General features: G+C 71.8%; 18 protein-coding genes. 5 read left to right on the top strand and 13 right to left on the bottom strand.

Translation table 11 applies throughout. The features are described from left to right. Nucleotides 1-439: 439 nt before the first annotated feature. From GXW83_RS01940 to GXW83_RS01900, 9 genes are all read right to left on the bottom strand, one after another. Nucleotides 440-1,144: a hypothetical protein gene (locus GXW83_RS01940; protein ID WP_182441137.1), complete on the bottom strand. Its 705-nt coding sequence runs from the start codon at nt 1,142-1,144 to the stop codon at nt 440-442. Nucleotides 1,145-1,245: 101 nt separating this feature from the next. Further along, entirely contained in the window at nt 1,246-1,455 is a 210-nt protein-coding gene (locus tag GXW83_RS01935) for a ferredoxin (RefSeq protein ID WP_182441136.1), read from the bottom strand. Next, entirely contained in the window at nt 1,452-2,792 is a 1,341-nt protein-coding gene (locus GXW83_RS01930) for an NADH-ubiquinone oxidoreductase-F iron-sulfur binding region domain-containing protein (RefSeq protein WP_182441135.1), read from the bottom strand. The genes GXW83_RS01935 and GXW83_RS01930 overlap by 4 nt, the downstream gene beginning before the upstream one ends. Continuing rightward, nucleotides 2,789-3,520, bottom strand: a complete 732-nt coding sequence (locus GXW83_RS01925; RefSeq protein ID WP_182441134.1) for a ferric reductase-like transmembrane domain-containing protein — start codon at nt 3,518-3,520, stop codon at nt 2,789-2,791. The genes GXW83_RS01930 and GXW83_RS01925 overlap by 4 nt, the downstream gene beginning before the upstream one ends. Further along, nucleotides 3,517-4,464, bottom strand: a complete 948-nt coding sequence (locus GXW83_RS01920; RefSeq protein ID WP_225446690.1) for an FAD:protein FMN transferase — start codon at nt 4,462-4,464, stop codon at nt 3,517-3,519. Before GXW83_RS01920 ends, GXW83_RS01925 begins: the two co-directional genes overlap by 4 nt. Then, nucleotides 4,461-4,862 (bottom strand): hypothetical protein, encoded by a 402-nt coding sequence (locus tag GXW83_RS01915; protein ID WP_182441133.1) that lies wholly within the window; start codon nt 4,860-4,862, stop codon nt 4,461-4,463. Before GXW83_RS01915 ends, GXW83_RS01920 begins: the two co-directional genes overlap by 4 nt. A gap of 264 nt (nt 4,863-5,126) precedes the next feature. After that, nucleotides 5,127-6,542 carry a HAMP domain-containing sensor histidine kinase gene (locus GXW83_RS01910; protein WP_182441132.1) on the bottom strand — a complete coding sequence of 472 codons (1,416 nt, stop codon included), beginning with the start codon at nt 6,540-6,542 and terminating at the stop codon, nt 5,127-5,129. Continuing rightward, a complete protein-coding gene (locus GXW83_RS01905; RefSeq protein ID WP_370466534.1) occupies nt 6,539-7,255 on the bottom strand; it encodes a response regulator transcription factor in 717 nt (238 codons plus the stop codon). Before GXW83_RS01905 ends, GXW83_RS01910 begins: the two co-directional genes overlap by 4 nt. Before the next feature lie 95 nt (nt 7,256-7,350). Beyond that, nucleotides 7,351-7,965, bottom strand: a complete 615-nt coding sequence (locus GXW83_RS01900) for a hypothetical protein (protein WP_182441131.1) — start codon at nt 7,963-7,965, stop codon at nt 7,351-7,353. 1,836 nt (nt 7,966-9,801) lie between these two features. Here GXW83_RS01900 and GXW83_RS01895 point away from each other — a divergent pair. Beyond that, a complete protein-coding gene (locus tag GXW83_RS01895) occupies nt 9,802-10,371 on the top strand; it encodes an RICIN domain-containing protein (RefSeq protein ID WP_182441130.1) in 570 nt (189 codons plus the stop codon). A 710-nt stretch (nt 10,372-11,081) separates the two neighbouring features. On the opposite strand, the gene GXW83_RS01890 is transcribed toward GXW83_RS01895, so the two are convergent. From GXW83_RS01890 to GXW83_RS01875, 4 genes are all read right to left on the bottom strand, one after another. Continuing rightward, nucleotides 11,082-11,267 carry a hypothetical protein gene (locus GXW83_RS01890; protein ID WP_182441129.1) on the bottom strand — a complete coding sequence of 62 codons (186 nt, stop codon included), beginning with the start codon at nt 11,265-11,267 and terminating at the stop codon, nt 11,082-11,084. An 80-nt stretch (nt 11,268-11,347) separates the two neighbouring features. Further along, nucleotides 11,348-11,980 carry a DedA family protein gene (locus GXW83_RS01885; RefSeq protein ID WP_182441128.1) on the bottom strand — a complete coding sequence of 211 codons (633 nt, stop codon included), beginning with the start codon at nt 11,978-11,980 and terminating at the stop codon, nt 11,348-11,350. A 19-nt stretch (nt 11,981-11,999) separates the two neighbouring features. Beyond that, on the bottom strand, nt 12,000-12,674 hold the full coding sequence (locus GXW83_RS01880; protein ID WP_182441127.1) for a DedA family protein: 675 nt from the start codon (nt 12,672-12,674) through the stop codon (nt 12,000-12,002). Nucleotides 12,675-12,687: 13 nt separating this feature from the next. After that, nucleotides 12,688-13,332, bottom strand: coding sequence for a phosphatase PAP2 family protein (locus tag GXW83_RS01875; protein ID WP_182441126.1), 645 nt, complete (start codon nt 13,330-13,332; stop codon nt 12,688-12,690). Nucleotides 13,333-13,548: 216 nt separating this feature from the next. Here GXW83_RS01875 and GXW83_RS01870 point away from each other — a divergent pair, with 216 nt between their 5' ends. The 4 genes from GXW83_RS01870 to GXW83_RS01855 all read left to right on the top strand — a co-directional run bounded on the left by GXW83_RS01870 (nt 13,549) and on the right by GXW83_RS01855 (nt 16,009). Then, a complete protein-coding gene (locus GXW83_RS01870) occupies nt 13,549-13,944 on the top strand; it encodes a BlaI/MecI/CopY family transcriptional regulator (RefSeq protein ID WP_225446689.1) in 396 nt (131 codons plus the stop codon). 7 nt (nt 13,945-13,951) lie between these two features. After that, nucleotides 13,952-14,926: a M56 family metallopeptidase gene (locus GXW83_RS01865; protein WP_182441125.1), complete on the top strand. Its 975-nt coding sequence runs from the start codon at nt 13,952-13,954 to the stop codon at nt 14,924-14,926. 91 nt (nt 14,927-15,017) lie between these two features. Next, nucleotides 15,018-15,797 carry a COG4280 domain-containing protein gene (locus GXW83_RS01860; protein WP_182441124.1) on the top strand — a complete coding sequence of 260 codons (780 nt, stop codon included), beginning with the start codon at nt 15,018-15,020 and terminating at the stop codon, nt 15,795-15,797. After that, entirely contained in the window at nt 15,797-16,009 is a 213-nt protein-coding gene (locus GXW83_RS01855; protein ID WP_225446688.1) for a hypothetical protein, read from the top strand. The genes GXW83_RS01860 and GXW83_RS01855 overlap by 1 nt, the downstream gene beginning before the upstream one ends. Nucleotides 16,010-16,063 lie beyond the last annotated feature (54 nt).

The following is a 16,063-nucleotide window of genomic DNA, read 5'->3' as shown; positions in this document are numbered from 1 at the left end:
AGCGGCAACAAGTCCCGTAGGGGGTTGCCGTGTGCCGGCTTCACGAGGCTCCGGAGACGGCCTGGCCCGTTCCCGATCCCGGTGCAGGGGGCTGCGCGGGGCTCTGGACCTGGCCGTGGGAGCCGTGCTGTCCGTGACCCGAGTCCCCCGAAGTCCCCGAGGCTCCCGAGGGCGACGTGCTCGGCGCTGCGGCCTGTCCGGGCAGGGCATGGGCGAAGAACGTGGCGAGGGCTGCGCAGAGCAGCCCTGCTGCGGCGGCGGTGCGTCGGGTCCAGGAGGCTGTTCGGGCCAGGCCCTCGTCGCGTGCGCGGGCTCGTGGATTCACCATGGTCGTCCCCACATCCGTGCCTCCCGCCGCATGGCGGGCATCCCGGTGTTCCTACCCTCAGTGTGCTGCGCTGGGGGTAGGCGGCGGGTGAGGAGAACCTGCGGATGCGGTTCAGCCGGCCTGGTGCTGGGCTCCGACGTGGACGCGGTGGTGGCCGTGGTGGTCGGCTCCGCGCCATTTGGACGCCAGGGGTGTGCCCAGCAGGGCGATGGTCAAGCCGATGGCGAGGGACCCGGCGAGCAGGGACCAACGGGCCCCGGCCCGCCCGGGCTGGGGCTCGCCGTGGCGGGCGGGGCGGCGGCTCAGGTCGGCGCCGATCAGCCGGGGCAGTCGCCAGACGTAGGCCAGGACATGAACAGTCATGACGGCGGCCCAGGCGACGAAGCTCGCCTTGTGCAGGAGCAGCAGCGGGAAGGGCCCGATCTTGTCGTCCGTGCCCAGGAGTCCCAGAGCGACGCCGGTGCCGATGACGGTGACGCTGGTGATCACCACGAACGGGCCCAGGACCCGCAGCAGCGGCATTGGCGGGCCCTTGCGCCGATAGTCGGGGGCGCCGCTGTAGTAGCGGGTGAAGCGGTAGAGGGTGGAGCCGAGTTTGAGTAGGACCGGCCCGATGAGCATGAACCCGAAGAAGTAGTGCCAGGTCAGCAGTCGGCTCAGCGAAAGGATGGTGACGCCCTCGGCGGCGAACAGCACCAGGAGCACCCCTCCGGTGCTCGCGGTGAGCCGCTCGTTGCCCTCCGGTCCACTGTCCGACGCGGGCACGGGAAGGTCCTGGGTGCGGGGATCTGCCGCGTCACTGCCGGTCAGGGGCATGGAGGGGTCCTTTCACTGGTGCCGTGCAGCCGTGCAGGGAGCAGTCTGGCCCCATCGTTCCTAAGAAGCGGTTCAGGGAAGCGACTCGTACCTGCTCCGCGTCAGGGACGGGAGCGTTCCAGGCGCAGGGCGAGGACGGGGCATCCGGCGACGGCGCGTCTGGCATGGGTGAGCAGAGGCCCTGGGATGGTTTGGTCAGGTATGACGGGGTATCCCCATTCGTCCAGGTCGATGCGTTCGGGCAGGAGTTCGGCGCACAGGCCGCGTCCTTGGCAGGCGATGCGGTCGATGCCGAGCGTGTGGCCGCTCATCGCCACCCCTCCTGTTCCGGTGCCGGCAGGTTGGGCACGGTGACGGTGGCCGGTTCATTCGCGGCGGCACAGGGCCGACCGTACTGGTGGTGGCGGACGTCGTCGGCGAAGACCTGCAGCGCGGTGGCGGCCAGGCGGGCAGCTCCGTCGGGGTGGCGGCAGGCACCGCGCCCGGGCAGCAGGCCGACGCGGCGGTGCAACCGGTCCATCAGCTCGCGGTCCGCGCCGCCCCAAGCAAGGGTGGCGAAGTCCTCGGCGACGGCGGGCAGCCCGAAGCGGCAGGGGCCGCACTGGCGGGCGCTCTGGGCGGCGAGGTAGCGCAGCACGTCGGCGGTCTCGGCCAGCCCGCAGGCGCCCTCGGCGAGGGCGATCAGCACACCGGCGCCGGGTCCGGCACCGGCGGCGGCCAGGCCGGGCTTGCTGAACGGCGTCCGGGCGGCGTCGGCGGCGGTCAGCCAGCTGCCGAAGAAGCCGCCCACCAGGACCGCGCCCAGTGGCTGGGCGGGTCCTCCGGCCGTGCCCAGGACCTGGCCGATCGGTGTGCCCAGCGGGATCTCGTAGACACCCGGATTGTGGACCGTTCCGGTGACGGTGACCAGAGTGGTGCCGGGTGCGTCGGCAGCGCCGGTGCTGCGGTACCAGCCGGGTCCGTAGCGGGCGATCAGGGCCAGGTGGGCCAGGGTCTCGACGTTGTCGATCAACGTCGGGCGACCGGCCACGCCCTTCTCGAACGGGCGCGGCGGGGTGGCCAGCGGCCGGGCGTCGCCGCCGTTGATCCAGTTCACCAGGGAGGTCTCCTCGCTGGAGACGTAGTGGTGCGGCAGCGTGTGGATCCGGACCGGTACCGGGTCAAGACCGGCGCGGCGGCGGGCAACCAGGGCAGCAGTGAGCGCCTGCCGCTGGTTGTCGCGGCTGCGGGGCAGGCACAGGTGGATCTCGTCGGCGCCGACGGCCGCGGCGGCGAGGGTCATGCCGTCCAGGACCAGGTGCGGGGCGAGGTGCAGCAGCAGCTGGTCCTTGCGGCTGGCCGGTTCGCTCTCCATGCCGTTCGCCACCACCACGGCGGTGCCGCGTCCCTCGGCGACGGTGCGCAGCTTGCGTCCGGTGGGGAAGGCCGCGCCGCCGCGACCGGTCAGCCCGGCCTCCTCCACCGCGCGGATCAGCACTCCGCCCTGGCGGCTGCGGGGCAGCGGGGGCGGGCCGTAGCGGTGCAGGTGCTGGTCGAGATCGGCGGGGCTGCCGGTGCTGAACCAGCCATCGAGCAGCCGACTGCCGTACGGGCCCATGGGGCCGTCGGCGGCCGGGGAGTGCGGGGTGGTGGCCTGGGTCGCGCTCATGAGGCGGCCTCCGTTCGGTCGGTAGTAGCCGTCGAGACGGCGGCCGGAGTGCGGCTGCCGTCGGCACGCTGCGCCCATCCGGCCTTGAGCGGGCCCGCCGCCAGGAACACCACCAGCACCACCGGGACGAGCACGCTGGCCGCGCCCGCCCACAGCTTGGCGGTGCGGTGTTCCGGACCCAGCCGGTGGAGCCGCCACCACACGGCGACCACGACTGCGGCCACACAGAGAGCGTTGAGGGCGAGTTGCAGCGAGAGCCGGGTGTCGGTGCCGGTGCCCGCGCCGTGGAAGACCGCCAGCGGCCAGGCCGCGTACGCCAGCCAGTGCACCGCCTTCCAGCGCCGCACGCCCAGCCGCAGCCGTACCGCGCTGGTGAGCAGGACCGCGAGCAGCAGGTCGAACGCGAGGGCGCCGAGGCCGACCCACAGCGGCCGGTACGAGGCGGCGAACGGCACCACCGCGTCCCACCAGGTCAGACTCACGAAGGTGTCGGCGATCGCGGTGGTGATGTGCAGCGCCAGGAACACCAGGGTCAGCAGCGACAGGTTGCGGTGCAGCGTGCTGACCTCGAACCGGGCGATCCGCTTGGGCGCCAGTTGGCCGCCACCCGCGATGCCGAGCACGACGGTGGCGGTGAGCAGTACCAGCGCGACGGTGCCGCTGGCCCGGGTGGTGTACCACAGCGGGCTCGGGCCGGCGGCGAGCTGGATCACGGTGCTGGTGCTCATCGGGGGTCGCCTTCGGTCGGCCAGCCGCTCATGGTGACCACGGTTCCATCGGTGCGGACCAGGCGCGCGGGCAGTGCGGCGGCGCTGAGCCAGGCGGGTGCCCGTTCGCCGAGGACGATCGCGGCGGTGCTGGCGGTGTTCGCGTCCACGCAGTTCGCGGCGGCGACGCTGACCGTGCGCCAGACCGGCGCGGGGACGTCCCCGGTGGACGGGTCGACGATGTGGTGCAGGGCCCGGTCGCCGCGCCGCCAGGCGCGGACGGTGGTGCCGGAGGTCGCCAGGCCGCCGGTCCGCAGCGTCACCACCGGTCCGGGGGCGGTGGGCGGGGCGGCGTGGTGGTCGGCGATCTTCACCTGCCAGCCCTGGTCGGGCACCGCTCCGGCGATGGACAGGTCGCCGCCGAGGCTGACCAGCACCCCGCATCCGGCCGCGCGAGCGGCCAGGTCGGCGGCCCGGTCGGCGGCCAGGGCCTTGGCGGTGGCGCCCAGGTCCAGGCCGGTTCCGGCGGGCAGCCGCAGCCGACGCGTCCGCGCGTCCCATTCGACGCCGCGCCAGCCGCCGGCCGGCACCGGACTGATCGGGGCGACCTCCTCCGGGCGCACTGAAGCGAATGTCCGGTCGTAGCCGAGCGCGACCAGGGAGGGGCCGACCGTGGGGTCGACCACGCCGTCGGTGAGCTCGGCGGCCCGCAGGGCGGCGTCCAGTGCCTCGGCGAAGAGCGGGCCGACGGTCACCGGGACGCCCGCAGCGGCGTTGGCGCGCGAGAGTTCCGAGTCCGGGCGGAACCGGCTGCACGCGGCGTCGATCGCGGCCAGCTCGGCCACCAGCACCGCGCGCGCCGGCTCCAGCGCGGCGGGGTCCTCGACCAGCAGCACCGCCGTGGTGCCCAGGGCCGGGAAGACCAGTCGGACCGGCGCGGCCGCCGGTCCGGCCAGGGCGGTCACGATCCGCCCGAGGTGGCCTGCGCGGGCTGTGGTGCCTGCGTGGTCGGGGCCGCCGCCGGGGCCTGCGTCGGCGGTTGCAGCGCGGTGCTCGGCGCACTCGACGGCGCGGCCTTCGGCGCCGTACTCGGAGCGGCCTTGGGCGCTGTCTTCGGTGCCGGGCTGTGCGCGGGCGTGCTGTCGTTCGAGGGGGTGCGCGAGGGCTGCGCGGCAGCGGCATGGGGCGCCGGAGTACTTGCTGGGGAAGATCCGGGCAGGGCCGAGGCGTAACCGGCACCCAGCACGACGGACCCGGCGGCGGCGGTCGCGGCTATGGCGATGGTGGTCAGCTTGACCCGTCGCAGTCCCCTGTCACGCCGACGAGCCGAGGCAGCGTCGTGGACCCGATCGGTGTGGGGCATCGTGGAGCTCCTCGCGCGTCGGTGAACCAGAGCCGCTGCACCGTCCGGTGGTGCGGCGGCCCGGCGGACACGCCCGAAACGCGTCCGGTCTACAGCCTCCGGGACGAGGGGTCGGGAACCCGTTCAGAAATCCTTCGGAACCCGTAAAGCCCGAAGAAAGACCAGCTCAGAGCAGATCCAGGATCCGAAAAGACCAAGGCGCGGGCGCGGGCGCACGCGCCGGTACGGCAGCGTTCCTCGCCTTCGCCGGTCTGATCGTGAGCTTCACCGTGGGGTCGGCGACTCACCGGTCGGCGGCTGCTGACCGCTGCCGCGACCCTGGCCACGCGGCCGCCGTGGGAGGTCCAGGACCACGGTCAAGCCACCGCCCGCGCTGTCCTCCAGACGGGCCGTGCCACCGTTCGCGGTGACCAGCCGGTGCACGATCGCCAGCCCCAGGCCGGTGCCGCCCGCTTCCGGATTGCCGAAGCGGCGGAACGCCGACTCCCGCGCCCGCACGCTCATCCCAGGACCGTTGTCGACCACCCGCAGTTCCACCGCCGCCTGCCCGGCCAGCCCCGAGCCCGCCTCGGCCCGGATCCGCACCGTGCCGCCCTCGGGCACCGCGTCGAGGGCGTTGGCCACGAGGTTGTCCAGCACCTGCTCCAGGTCACCGGCGCCCAGGAGCACCGTGAGCCCCTCGCCGCCGCGCGCGGACAGCGACACCTGGCGCTCGGCTGCGACCGGTTCCCAGGCGGCCAGCCGCTCGGCCACCACCTGGTCCACCCGGACCGCGACCGGGCGCGGTACCGCGCCCTCCGCCCTGGCGACCGCCAGCAGCCCGTCCACCAGCCGCGACAGCCGGGCGATCTCCTCCTGCGCCCCCGCGAGCTCCTGCGCCGCGTCCCCGTCGACGTCGGCCGCCAGCAGGTCCAGCCGCAGCCGCAGTGCGGCCAGCGGCGTCCGCAGCTGGTGCGAGACATCGGCCAGGACGGTGCGGTGACCGTGGACGAGCGCTTCGGTGCGTCCGGCCATGGTGTTGAAGGTCGCCGCCAGCCGGCGGACCTCCTGCGGGCCCTGCCCGGCGGGTGCGCGGACCTCCAGCGCGCCCTCGCCCAGGTGCTGCGCGGCCTGGTCGAGGGTGTGCAGGGGGCTGCCGACCCAGCGGGCGAGCCGGACGGACACGAAGGTCCCCGCGAGCAGCGCGGCCACCGCGATCAGCGCGAGCCAGCCCCACACCGCCCAGATCCGGTCGTTCAGCGGGTCGGCGGACCGGACCAGGACGGTGACTCCGGAGATGTCCTGGATGTCGCCGACCGGTGTCGCGACGGTGAGCCGCTCCCCCGCCTGCCTGGCGCTGGTCTGCGGATGGGCCAGCGTGGCGGTGACCAGGGCCGGGGCACTACCGCCGGTGGCGTCGTCGCAGGGGGTCCGTGCGACCAGGCGGGAGGCGGAGTCGTAGACCGCCGCGCAGTCGCCGCGGGCCTGGGCCGCCGCCAGGAGTTGCAGCATCGAGGTGTCGGACCGGTGGTCGGACAGGTTCTCCTCGGCGGCGGCGGCCAGCTGCTGGGCGTCCGCCTGCGCTGAGGCGCGGAACGAGGTCTGCTCGCGGTCGGTGAGCAGTACCCCGAGCGGTACCACTGCCAGGGTCAGGAGCACGGTGACCAGGGCGAGCACGGTCAGTGCGATCCGCCGGGTCACGGGGACTCCGCCGGGTCGCTGAGCCGGAAGCCGCGGCCGTAGACCGTCTCCACCAGCCCCGGGACGCCCAGTTTGCGGCGCAGGGCCGCCATGTGGACGTCCAGGACCTTGGTGGGGCCGTACCAGTGGGCGTCCCAGGCGCGTTCCAGGATCTCTTGCCTGGTCACCACCCGTCCCGGGTCCACCGCCAGGCACTCCAGGATGTCGAACTCCTTCGCGGTCAGCACGACTTCCTGCTCGTTGACGGTGACCTTGCGGGTCCTCGGGTCCACCGAGAGGGGTCCGTGCTGCATCAGCTCGGTGATCTGCGGGCGGGTCCGTCGCAGGACCGCGCGGACCCGGGCGAGGAGTTCGGCGAGGCCGAACGGTTTGACCAGGTAGTCGTCCGCGCCCTCGTCCAGGGCCGAGACTCGGTCGCCCTCCTCGCCCCGCGCGGTCACCACGATCACGGCCAGGTCCGAACGCCGCCGCAGCAGCCGGCAGACCTCGACACCGTCCAGGTCCGGCAGGCCCAGGTCCAGCAGCACCAGGTCCGGGGCCGGCTCGACGGCCAGTGCCGCCCGGCCGGTGTCGACGCTCCGCGCCAGGTAACCGGCCCGCTCCAGCCCGCGCACCAGCGACCTGGCGATCCCCGGGTCGTCCTCGACCACCAGCACCCGAACCCTCACGGCGTCCACGCCCGTCTTCTGCATGGCGCCAGAGTAGGCGACCACCGGGGCAGCATCGCTGCGGGACAGCGCGGCGACCGGGCCGCCTGCCGGCGGCCCGGTCGCCGGATACCTATAGGCACAGCTGTGGACCGTATTCCTCAGACCGCCGATGTGGGGGCGGGGTGGGCGGTACGCTGCTGGATCTCCTCGGGCGTGGGTCCGGCCAGCCAGGCGAGGCGGCCGAGGCGGGGACGCAGGCGGGTGTCGAGGCTCCAGGTGGAGCCCGCGTAGGCGTGCATCAGCGCGAGAGACGCGAAGATGTAGGCGACCGAGGGGCCCACATCGGTGATGCCCGGGGTGTTCCAGGGCAGCCCGAACGCCTCGGCAGAGGACCAGATGCCGAGCGAGTAGACGGCGCTGCCGATGAAGACCAGGTTGCTGAAGGCCCCGAAGACCAGTCCCAACGCGATCAGGGTCTCGATCACGGCGGTCCCCACGGCGAACGTCCCGGGCGAGGTGGTGGCGATGCCGTGCCACATCTGAATCCACTGGTGGATCACCGGAGTGTGGACCGCGCTGCCCTGGCCGAGCTCGTCAGAGATGGTCTGGCCACGCAAAAAACCCGGCAGCCACTTGAACGACGCGTCGATCGCCCAGACCAGCCCGAAGCCGATCCGCACCACCGCCGCCCGATGCAGCCTGCCCGTCACGCCGCCGGACAGGACCGTTCCTCTGGCCCGGGTCAGAGGCCCGAACTCCGCTTGTGTCGCCATGATCTGCTCCTCGCGTGTGGGGGAATCACTCAGTGCTCAACCGGCTCAGCAGGGGCAGGTCACCGGGAGCAGCCGGTCCGGGCCGGGTGACCAGCCCAGGTGATGGGGCCGTGGCCCCAAGCAGCCAAAGCGGCCGACACCGCTCACGCGCCAACTACCACCGCTCAGGCGCGAAAGAGCTCGCCCCTGCACAGTCCACAAGACGCACACATAGGACCACGCCGCGCAGCAGCAAGGCCGATGACCGGCCCGCCGTGCACCACGGCGACTCCCTGGGACCGGAAAGGCTCGTGCATCTCTGTCAAGGAGATCTCCACCCGCTCCGCTGAAAGGCTTTCCCTGTTTCCTGCCGTGCAATGAGAACGACAGCCGAGCGACACAGAACAGCCCCATACTGGAGGGCAGTTCTGAGCACCTCTGCGCGCCGTCCAGATTCCGCAATCCGACCACGCGGCTGGGGAGCCGGCCAGAACGAGCAAAGCAGGATTGGCATGATCAGGTCAAGAATTTTCTGAGAGCACCAACCTCGACGAATACTAAGAACCGATAAAGATGGCAGGCCATAGCCGACACGGAGGACAAAGAATCTTGCTTCCTCCCCGCACGCCGCAGGTGTCGCGAGTTCCACAATGCCAGGACGCAGTGGTGCAGCAGGAAGAGCGGGTCCGCCTGCCCGCGCAACAGCATCCGGACCACAGGGCACACGAACCTCGCCGCAGCAACGAACAGCCCCCACCAGCAGGGGGTTGACATTCATCCACGGACGACTATCGGCCAGCCCCAGGAGAAGACGCCCGAGCCGCGCGCCTCAGGTCGCACCGAAAGCGCAGCTGGCAAGCCGCCCGTCCGGAGGCCGATGTCACTTTTCCGCCTTCCAGGTGAACCAGCACCATGGGGCAGATGTCCACCGAAACAGTTCGCAACACTCCAGGCCACATTTAATTCGACTGTCATCGAAGCGACACCAGGAGCAGCCTCGCCCCTGCCAGACAGGACGATGAGAGATAATGAATCTTCAATCATTTTCCGCTGCCCGGTCGCCGCCCTAGCGCCGCCGATGCCATGGGAACCGGAAACACCGTCCCAGATCAGCTCCGGCCGCCTGAGCGCGGGTCGGGACGCACTTTCTCCAGCACCATGTACTCCGCTGCCAGCGGAGCGCGCGCAGGCATTCCGACCGTGACCGAGGCGTCAACACCAAGGCGGTGGGATCGGCCTGATCGGGTGCCACCGAGCCCAGCCGCGAGCACCAGCGCTGCTGCCCCTGTGCTCACCCGTCGCAGGAGGGGCCGACCGTCCCGAACCGTGTCTCCTCCGCCGGACCCGGCGGGTGCCAATGTCTCACCCCGCCCCATCCTGAAACGGGCCGCACCTACGCCACGCCCTGCACAAGTTCGAGACCCACCGCAACACCCACCGGCCCCACGAACGCACCGCAGGCCATGCCGGCCCGCCACCACCCCGACGGGACAACCCTGGACTGGAAGCACACGACATGACGAACCCCATCCGCGGAGCGCACACACCACCCCACCACCCCCGAGCGACACCGCTATCCAGCGGCAACCCGCGCCACCTGGCCCGACGTCACCAGCCGTGCGTGGAAAGGCAGCAGACGCTGCCCGCCCGGGCGGCGAATCAAGCCACGCGGCCGATGCGCCGAAAGAGATTCCTGCGGTCTGGACCCTCTTGCGGCAGACACTAGAATTCGACGTGCTCATGCCATCAGGGAGGCGATGAGGCGGTGCACGGAGCAGATGCAGCCAATCGCACAGCACCCCGGACGACTTCCATGATCGCCCTCCCGCTTCTGCCGAACAACGCACGAGGAGATCCATGAACCAGCGATCCCTGACCGCGACGCTGACCGCAGTCGGCGCCCTGCTGCTGTTCGCCACGCCTTCGGCCAGCGCCGCCCCGTCGCACGGTGCCAGGGCAGACACCGCTCTGGCGACGACCTTCACCAGCACCATCTACTCGGCTGCCACCCACTCCTGCGTCGACGTGCCGGGCGGGACTACGAACATCAACACCAACCTGGTCGGCTCGACGTGCTCGGGCGCCACCGAGCAGCAGTTCACCTTCCAGCCCGTCGCCGGTCAGGCGTCCGGTACCTACAACGTGGTCAACGCGGCCAGCGGCCTGTGCCTGGCCCAGTTCCGCTTCGGCATCCGCCAGAGCGACTGCCTGCACACGACACCCGAGAGCACCGGGCAGATGTGGACCCTGCCGCCCGTCAACGCCGCCGCGAACCAGTACGCCTTCGAGCCGACCAACCAGGTCGGCGACACGCCGTACCGGGTCATGGACGCCACCTTCAACTCCGTGGGCCAGGTCGTGCTCGGCAAGCCCTTCTACGTCGCCGGCACAGCTACGGACACCTTCACCCTCGCCAGCATCGGCTGACCCACCCCACAGCGTCTCGGCTGCCACCGAGCCCAGCAGTCGAGACGCCGCCCTCCGATGTTCAAGTGGCCCAAGAGCACCGACGACGTCAGCGCACATCGTCCCGAAGACGCCGACCATGACCCCGGCGAACCAATACGTCCACGCCGTGTAGCGGGCCGCCTTGAACTCCAGGGACAGCGCGACCACGAAACCAGCGAAACCAGCAGGAACGCGAGCTGCGGGGCCATGCGTTGACGAGGTAGTCTGAGGTCGCCTCACCCATCGCGGTCGACAGGCCCTTGACGACCCAGAGCGCTGCCGTGAGCTCCAGGGCACGCAAGGCCCCCGCCGAGGTAGGCCAGCAGCGGGAATGACGCGCTTGTGGGCTCGTCCGGACACGATAGGGCTCCGCCACCCCCGACGCGGTGCCCCCGCCTCGCGCAGCCCTGCCCTCCATTCAGCTCAACACAGGAGGCGGGTCGCATGGGCAGCAACCTCCCCGTGCCGACCGGAGCCCTCCCGAACCCGCCCGGAGCGAACACGGGAGACTTCTTCAGCAAGCCGAACCTGGGGCAGCCGCCCAGCAAGCCCCTTCCCCTGACGCAGATCCGCGTCGCCCAACTGGTCCACGCCGTGTTGCGCCGACGACGCGAACACCCCGAACTGGCCGGTAAGCATGAGGTCCCAGACAGCGGACGACTTCGGATATGCCTGCAGCCGCAGCACTGTCACCCGCCGAGCAGGGTGAACAGCACAGCGACCAAGCCGAGGCAGAGGCCGGCCAGGAGCAGGGCGATCGGTGTGGTGATCAGGGCCAGGACGAGCAGTTGTCCGGCGCGTATCGCTGCGGTGCGGGCCCCGTTCGGGGCGACGCCCAGCGGTTCCGCGGCACGGCGCGTATCGCGGCGGCGCACGCCTGGCCAGGCCGCCTCCGGGTCCCGGAGTTCGCTCCCGGTTGAAGGGCTCTGCGGTCCACCTTGCCTCCTGGCCCCCGTCATTGGCGGGAGCCGGTGGTAGGTGCGGCGTGGCGGGGCTGGTTGCGGTGACGGCGGGTGTGCAGGACTGTGGCGCAGGCGAGGGCGGCCGCCAGGAGGGCGGCGATAGCGTAGGTGGGGCCGTGGAAGTCGTCGGCGATGGTCTGCCAGTGCGTGCCGACGGCGCTGCCGACCGACGCCAGGATGCCGATGAACGGGACGCAGCCAGCGGCGGTGTAGAAGCCGAACCTCAGTGGGGGCATCGCGGCGATCCCGGCGGGCAGCGAGATGAAGGTGCGCACGACAGGGAGCATGCGGCCCAGGAATACCGAAGCTGCGCCGTGGCGGGCGAACCAGTCCTGTGCGCGGTCCAGGTCGTGTTCGCGCAGCCACACGTAGCGGCCGAAACGGCGCACGGCGGCCGGCCCCGCGTAGCGGCCTACGGCCCAGGCCAGGAAGCTGCCAGTCAGGTTGCCCGCGACGCCGGCCGCGAAGACCCACACCAGGGCGGGATGCGCGCCGGGCACGGCTCCGGCCGACAGGGCCCCGCCGAAGAGCATGACCAGTTCGGAGGGGATGGGGATGCACGCGGACTCCGCGGTCATCAGCAGGAACACGGCTATGACGCCGTAGCTGGCGATGAAGTGCTGCACAAGGACTCCATTCTTCCGGTCAGGAACGCGGAGGGTTCACGGGGGTGTCCTGGCCGCCTTCACCCGGGCCGGCGTGGGTGCGGCGGCGGCGCAGGCCGCGGGCGGTCAGGGCGACGGCCGCCACAGCGACTGCGGCAAGGAAGTAGAGCTCGTAGCGCTGAATGGCGAGGTAAAGGGTGTTCAGGTGCTGTCCGGCCAGGTCGCCGACGGTGACCCAGGCACCGACCCACAGGACGGCGCCCAGGGCGTTGAACGCCAGGAACCGGCGCCAGGGCATCTCGGCAAGGCCCGCGATGATGCCGTTGGCCTGGCGCAGACCCTCGATGAACCGGGCGGCCACGACCACCTTGCCGCCGTGGCGGGTGAAGAACGCCTCGGCCTTGGCGATCCGGGCAGGAGTGAGCAGGACGTAGCGGCCGTAACGCTCGATCAGGCTGTGCCCGCCGAAGCGGCCGATCGCATAGCCGACGTTGTCCCCCAGTATCGCCGCGATCATCGCGATGGCGGCGACCGCGACGATGTTCAGCCGTCCGGTGCCGGCGTAGACGGCGGCGGCGATCATCACGGTCTCGCCCGGCACGGGAACGCCGAAGTCCTCGACGAAGACCAGGAAGGCGACCGCCAGGTATCCCCAGTGGTCGAGCAGCGGGGCCAGGTCACCTAGCACGCCGGGCAGCGGCGGTGGCGGAGTCATCGCGTGGTCCTGGTCAGCGTGCTGCGTGGGCCGCCGGGGTGGCGGTCAGCACGGGTTCCAGAACGCCGGTGCGCAGGCGCGCGACCAGCGGTACGGCGATTCGGCCCAGGACCAGGCTGGAGACGAAGGCGACGGGCAGGGCGATCAGGGCGGCGCCGATGACGTCGTGGGGGTAGTGGGCGCCCACGTAGACCCGGGTCAAGCCCTCCAAAAAGGCGAAGGCAGCCGCGATAGCGGAAAGGCGCCGGTCCAGCAGGAACAGGGCGGCGACGGTTCCGGCAGCGACGGTGGTGTGGCCGCTGGGGAATGCGTAGTCGCTTGGCGCGGGACAGGAGGCAACGAAGTAGTCGTGCGGCAGCGAGTAGCACGGCCGCACCTCCGCGACCAGCTTCTTGGTCACCTCGGCTACCGCGAACGCGACCACTACGGCAACCGGGGCCCCCAGCGCCAGGGTCATCGCCCGGGTGTCGCGGCGACGCGCACGCCACCAGCCCATCAGCATGAGCACCGCGAACACGCCCAGCCCGGCGTTGGTCCACAGCGCCACAGGGGTGTTGAGCCACTTGGTGTCGCGGGCGAAGTCGGTGACGCTCGTGAACCAGGAACCGTCGATGCCCGAGCCGTTGAACGCCAGCTGGACCGCGGGGTGGACTGTCATCAGGCGGGATCTCTCAGACTCGCTGGGGCCTGCCGCACAGGGCACCCGCACGGCGCGGTAACATCTACAACTATGTAGAAGTTCAGGCGCCAGGCGTGCCGTGGGACAGGAACTCGGGATCGGCGTGCGCCAACCCTGGGGTGTGGCACACTCTACTTCTACAGCGATGTAGAAGTTCTATAGGACTGTAGACGATGAACGGAAGGCAGCCAACCAGTGAATACCGACGACGTCTCGGGTGTCGCGGGTGAGCGCAGGCCGGTCGGCGGCCTGGAGGGCGAGGTCCTGGCCCTGCTCCAGATCAGCCGCGAAGCCCTCACCCCCGGCCAGGTCCTGGAACAGCTGGGGGGCGCACTGTCCTACAGCACGGTGGTCACCGTGCTGTCGCGGATGCACGACAAGGGCCTGCTGTCCCGCACCAAGCAGGGCCGCGCCTACACCTACACCCCGGTCGCGGACGGCCACGGGCTGACTGCCCGGCGCATGCGCCAGGTCCTGGAGTCGGACCCCGACCGCCAGGCCGTGCTCTCGCGCTTCGTCGAAGACCTGCCCGCCGGCGACGAGCAGCTCCTGCGCCAACTCCTCGGCGCCGACCTGCCCGAAGGCCGGTGACCTGAAGGTGACGGTGCTGCACCTGCTGCCCTACTTTCCGCTGCTGCTGCCGGTGCCCGCCGCGCTCGCGGCCCGGCCGCTCGCCCGCCGTCTGGAGCCGCGTGCGGCCACCTGGCTGCTGACCACCGCCGCGCTCGCGTTGGCTGCGCTCAGTACGGCCGCTCTCGGCATCCTGGCCGGGGCAGGGCTGATCCGCCTGTCCCTGGCTGCCTGGGCCGGGCACTGGTCCGCGGCCACCGTGCGCGCGGGCGACCCCGTCACCTGGGTCGAGGCCGCCCCCGCTGCCCTGCTGCTGTGCGCCGCCGCCTACGCGGCCGGACGCCTGCTTTGGCGCCGGGTCCGGGCCCTGATCGCCGCCGGTACCCAGGCCGCCTGCCTGCCGGGCATCGACCAGCTCGTCATCGTCGACGACCCCGCGCCCGACGCCTACGCCCTGCCGGGCCTGCCGGGGCGGATCGTGGTCTCGACCGGCATGCTCAACGCCCTGGACCACGCCGACCGCGACGCCATGCTCGCCCACGAACGCGCCCACCTGGACGGCCACCACTACGCCTTCCTCGCCGCCGCCCACCTGGCCGCCGCCGCCAACCCGATCCTGCGCCCCCTGGCCACCGCCGTCGCCTACACCATCGAGCGGTGGGCCGACGAGAACGCCGCCCACGCCTGCGGCGACCGCCGCCAAGTCGCCCGCGCGGTCGGCAAAGCCGCCCTGGCCACCAGGCGCAGCCCCGACCGCCGACGCCTCCCGGTCGCAGCGCTTGGCCTGCTGGGCCTGCGGCGCGACCCCCTGCACCGGGCCGGGCCGGTCCCGCGCCGCGTCGCGGCCCTGCTCGCCCCGCCCCTGCCCCGCCGCTTTGTCCCGCCGCTGGACTGGTCACTGGTCCCGTTCGCCGCGACCACCTGTGCGGTGGCCGCCAGCGGCCTGTGCGCGTTCGCCGCCGCCCACGACTTCCACCTCCTCCTCAAGATCGCCGGAGCCTGATGACCCACAGCCGCCGACCACCAGAACGCAGGCCCGGCAACGCAGGACCCGTGACCCACCGCCAACCGCATCCCCTGGCGGAGCGCACCGCATGAGCGACCTGGTCCTGCTCCTGACGGTGTTCCTGGCCTGCACGGTGGAAGCCGTCGAGGCCCTGACGATCGTGCTGGCCGCCGGCACCAGCCGCCACTGGGGCTCCGCCCTGCAGGGCACCGTCGCCGCCCTGCTCGCCCTGGCCGCAACCGTCGCCGCCCTGGGACCGGCGATCGGCCTGATCCCACTGGGGACGCTGAGACTGGTCGTCGGCGCGCTGCTGCTGGTCTTCGGCCTGCAATGGCTGCGCAAGGCGATCCTGCGCGCCTCGGGCCACAAGGCCCTGCACGACGAGACCACCGCCTACACCAAACAGGTCGCCGCCGCCGGCAAAGCCCAGGCCGGTGGCCGGGGCCAGGTCCGCGACTGGTACGCCTTCACCCTGGCCTCCAAGGGCGTCTTCCTGGAGGGGCTCGAAGTCGCGTTCATCGTGGTCACCTTCGGCAACAATCAGCGCGACCTCCCCCTGGCCGCCATCGGCGCCGCCGCGGCCGTCCTCGCCGTGACCGGCGTGGGCTTCGCCGTGCGCGCACCCCTGGCCAGAGTCCCGGAGAACACCATGAAGTTCGCCGTCGGGGTCATGCTCACCTCCTTCGGGACCTTCTGGTCCGTCGAGGGCACCGGCGCCCACTGGCCCGGCTCCGACGCCACCCTGCTGGCCCTGATCCCCGCCGTCGCCCTGCTCGCCACCGGCTGCACCGTGCTGCTGCGGCGCGGGTCGTCCCCCCTCCCTCCCAGCACCTCGACCGGCGGGATCCCGATGGAAGGCACCTCGTGATGACCTGGCTTCGCTCATTCACACGGTTCTGGTACGACTTCGTCATCGGCGATGACTGGCGTGTCGCCGTCGGCGTCACCGCCGCGCTTTCCGCCACCTGGGGACTGGTCCAGGTCGGAGTCGACGCCTGGTGGCTGCTGCCCGCAGCGGTCGCGGCCCTGCTCGCCCTGTCCCTGCACCGCGCCGTGCGCCCAACGCGTGAGCGGGACTGAAAACGCTCCGCAGGCGGCAGGCCCGTAGGACACTTGGTCGTCAGCAGCTGAAGG

The sequence above is a fragment of the Streptacidiphilus sp. PB12-B1b genome, from assembly GCF_014084125.1.
Lineage (GTDB): Bacteria > Actinomycetota > Actinomycetes > Streptomycetales > Streptomycetaceae > Streptacidiphilus.
This window is presented reverse-complemented; position numbering and strand designations above follow the sequence as displayed.

What these genes read in the sequence shown, in the direction of transcription:
- GXW83_RS01940 (WP_182441137.1), bottom strand. Translation starts at nt 1,144, where the DNA reads ATGCCCCTGACCGGCAGTGACGCGGCAGATCCCCGCACCCAGGACCTT.
- GXW83_RS01935 (WP_182441136.1), bottom strand. Translation starts at nt 1,455, where the DNA reads ATGAGCGGCCACACGCTCGGCATCGACCGCATCGCCTGCCAAGGACGC.
- GXW83_RS01930 (WP_182441135.1), bottom strand. Translation starts at nt 2,792, where the DNA reads ATGAGCGCGACCCAGGCCACCACCCCGCACTCCCCGGCCGCCGACGGC.
- GXW83_RS01925 (WP_182441134.1), bottom strand. Translation starts at nt 3,520, where the DNA reads ATGAGCACCAGCACCGTGATCCAGCTCGCCGCCGGCCCGAGCCCGCTG.
- GXW83_RS01915 (WP_182441133.1), bottom strand. Translation starts at nt 4,862, where the DNA reads ATGCCCCACACCGATCGGGTCCACGACGCTGCCTCGGCTCGTCGGCGT.
- GXW83_RS01900 (WP_182441131.1), bottom strand. Translation starts at nt 7,965, where the DNA reads ATGGCGACACAAGCGGAGTTCGGGCCTCTGACCCGGGCCAGAGGAACG.
- GXW83_RS01895 (WP_182441130.1), top strand. Translation starts at nt 9,802, where the DNA reads ATGAACCAGCGATCCCTGACCGCGACGCTGACCGCAGTCGGCGCCCTG.
- GXW83_RS01880 (WP_182441127.1), bottom strand. Translation starts at nt 12,674, where the DNA reads ATGACTCCGCCACCGCCGCTGCCCGGCGTGCTAGGTGACCTGGCCCCG.
- GXW83_RS01875 (WP_182441126.1), bottom strand. Translation starts at nt 13,332, where the DNA reads ATGACAGTCCACCCCGCGGTCCAGCTGGCGTTCAACGGCTCGGGCATC.
- GXW83_RS01860 (WP_182441124.1), top strand. Translation starts at nt 15,018, where the DNA reads ATGAGCGACCTGGTCCTGCTCCTGACGGTGTTCCTGGCCTGCACGGTG.
- GXW83_RS01855 (WP_225446688.1), top strand. Translation starts at nt 15,797, where the DNA reads ATGACCTGGCTTCGCTCATTCACACGGTTCTGGTACGACTTCGTCATC.